General features: G+C 70.6%; 2 protein-coding genes and 1 pseudogene. All 3 read right to left on the bottom strand.

Features of this window, described 5'->3' with window-relative positions; genetic code table 11:
* A pseudogene (locus ACFXOZ_RS42125) lies at nucleotides 1–1,404 on the bottom strand (hypothetical protein); the annotation flags it as partial.
* Entirely contained in the window at nucleotides 1,401–1,727 is a 327-nt protein-coding gene (locus tag ACFXOZ_RS42120) for a helix-turn-helix domain-containing protein (protein WP_380522383.1), read from the bottom strand. The pseudogene ACFXOZ_RS42125 and the gene ACFXOZ_RS42120, both read right to left, overlap by 4 nt.
* A partial coding sequence (locus ACFXOZ_RS42115; RefSeq protein WP_380595325.1) for a tyrosine-type recombinase/integrase occupies nucleotides 1,724–2,194 on the bottom strand: 471 nt, incomplete at its 5' end. The genes ACFXOZ_RS42115 and ACFXOZ_RS42120, both read right to left, overlap by 4 nt.

Genomic DNA, 2,194 nt, shown 5'->3' with positions numbered 1-2,194 from the left:
GTACAACAGGAGTTGGCGGATATAGCGCTGGTTCCGGCTGGGTGGTAGCTCGTCGAGCAGCTCATGGCTGAGCGGACGGTCCTCGGTGACGAGGCGGGCGAGGAGCTTGCTGTTCGGACTCTCGCGGATCCACTGGATCGCCTGGAAGGGCGCCGGAGCGGCCGCCAGCGCCGTCGCGAGCGGTTGCAACTGCTCGGGGACCACGCCGTCGGCTCCGGCGAGCAGAAGGTCGACCCGCTCGGCGAGAACGCAGAACGCGCACCGACCCCGGCTGTGGGGGTTGCCGGCGCGGCCGCACTGGCGGCAGGTGTAGTCGGCGGCGAAGCCGACACAGGGTCCGCAGACGCCGATGCCGTCGGCGTCCCGCGCGATGAGCGGCTGGACCGTGCCACAGCGTGAGCACTCGGCCGGCGACCGGAGGACGGTGTTGTAGCAGGTCATGCAGACCGGCCCGATCGGCCATCGCGTGTTGACCGGCTTGATCCGACCGCAGCGGGCGCATGGCTCGCCCTGTCGGTTGCGCCGGTAGCAGTTGCCGCAGACGGGCTGGCCCTGGAGCTTGCTGCTGCAGGGGCGGATCCGACCGCAGGCGGAACAGGTTACCTCGGGGCCGCGGTAGCAGCCGTCACACAGGTCGGGCTCATTGTCGTGCGCGTTGCGTGCGATGCGTTTGAGCTGCCCGCACCGGCCGCAGAGCCGTCGCGGTCGGCGGTGGCGGTTGTAGCAGAGGTGGCAGAGAGCGCCGTCGGCGTCGACCAGCGCCGCGACCGCGGTCTTGCCGCAGGTCACGCAGGTGTGAGTGGGGCGCTTCCAGCACCTGATGCACAGGCCCCGGCCGTCTTCTCGGCGGACCACCGGGTTCTGGAGTTCGCCGCACCCGGCGCACTCCTCCAGGCGGGCGGGGTCCTTGTGGTAGCAGGCCGAGCAAATGCCGCCCTCGGGGCGGCGGGCGGAGATCCGCATGCCCTCGCGGTGACAGCGCGCGCAGGTGGCGCGGCGGCTCTTGGCGTCGCAGGTCGCGCAGAGCCGTCCCTCGGGCCGCAGCTGCCGAAGGTCGGTCCGCACCGTGCCGCAGTGCGCGCAACCGGGGCGAACCACCGGATGGCCGCCCTCGTACAACACCTGGGTCAGCCGCAGCAGGAGCGGCGGACAGAGCGAACTCCCAGAGGTCATGGCTTGGGGATGGCCGGCCAGGTGCTCGGCGAGCTCTTCCAGGAAACGAGCCGCCCCGCGCACGGGGATCGGCACCGCAACCACCAGCGCCGCCGCGGCCTCCTCGGAGCCGAGGCCGGGCAGAGCCGCAGTGAGGTGGGTGGTGACGGCGGAGGTGGCGGCATCCAGCCGTGCGGCCTGGGCGGCGAGGCGGGCGACGACCGATGGCGCGGTCGGCGAGGGCGCGGTCACAGGCCCTCCGGGCGCCGGATGGAGGTCCGGCGAACGGCCGGAAGCGGTCCGGGTGTCTCGCCGCCGGCGGTCTTGCGGACTTCCTGGTTGACGACCTGGACCTCGATCAGATCATTCGGCTGGCAGGCGAGGATGTCGCACAGAGCCGCCAAGACGTCCATCGACAGCCGCTGCGGGGGCTGGGTGACCAGCCGGAAGACCTGCTCGCGGGAGAGCGTGATGCCCCGCTCAGCCAGCAGCGGGACCAGGTCGGTGGTCTGGAACATCTCCCGGTCGGCCATGAGCTTGCGCAGGTTCCAGCGGTAGCCCATCTTCTTGATCACTTGGGGTCCTCCCAGATGCCGGGGTAGCGATGGGTCAACTTCCGCTGCAGCAGCCGGTTGCGGTACTCGTCCGAGACGCCGGTGTAGATGGCCGTGGTGCTGGCGTAGCCGTGTCCGGCCTGGTCCTGGACGAACCGCTCCGGGTAGTCGAACTCGACGAGATGCGTGATGTACGAGTGCCTCAGGCAGTGCAATTTCAGCTCTTCCGGCAGGTCAGCGGCCTTCCGTGCGGCGTCGAAGGCTTCGTTCGCCGACCGGCGGGACAGGCGCCCACTGCGTTCGGTGACCCAGATCGCCGGGTGCTTCCCAGCACCGAACCGGGGGCGGACCTCGGCGAGGTAGTGGTCCAGGACGTCGACGATCCAGTCCATCTCCGGGACCGTGAAGATGGTGCGGCGCTTGGGCGGGCTGCCCTTCGAGGACTTCCCGTACCGGACGAACATCGCCCCGTGGCGTCCGTACTGCGG

Origin of the sequence: Kitasatospora sp. NPDC059160 (assembly GCF_042755465.1) — a bacterium.
Classification (GTDB): Bacteria; Actinomycetota; Actinomycetes; order Streptomycetales; family Streptomycetaceae; genus Kitasatospora.
This window is presented reverse-complemented; position numbering and strand designations above follow the sequence as displayed.